Source organism: Streptomyces alkaliterrae, assembly GCF_007097205.2.
GTDB lineage: Bacteria > Actinomycetota > Actinomycetes > Streptomycetales > Streptomycetaceae > Streptomyces > Streptomyces alkaliterrae.
On record NZ_VJYK02000717.1, the window covers coordinates 1 to 456 of the forward strand.

General features: G+C 67.3%; 1 protein-coding gene. It reads right to left on the minus strand.

The genetic code is table 11. From position 1 onward, the window contains the following. On the minus strand, positions 1 to 456 hold a 456-nt coding region (locus tag FNX44_RS30175; RefSeq protein ID WP_173019329.1), incomplete at both ends, for an aminotransferase class IV.

The window sequence follows — 456 nt, forward strand, 5'->3', positions numbered from 1 at the left end:
TCGGCAGACTGTGCGTGATCTCGCGCGATTGCGGCGCAACGAGCAGGCGGACCGGCGCATCCCAGCTCGCATGCAGCGGCGACAGCGGCACGGCCGATACGTTTGCCGAGCCATTCGGCGTCAGCAATAAGCGCATCCGATAAGCGCCCTCGCCTTCGAGCGTTGCGCACGCACGCGCCACGTCATTCGTCAGCACAGTGCGATCGAACGGGAAACCGAATGCGGCCGCCGACCGCTCCAGCCGCGCCAGATGCCAATCCAGCAGTGGCACGCCCTCGCGCGTCGCGCGCATCGTCTCGAACAACGACAACCCCGGGTCAAGCGCCGTCACGAAGCGCGCTTTCAGTTGGCACTCCGCATATTCGTCGTCGGCGACGCTGTCATGCACGATGCCGGAGCCGATGCCAAGTTCGCCGCGGCGCAGCCCATCGGTGCCGGGCGCGCTCAGCACCAGCG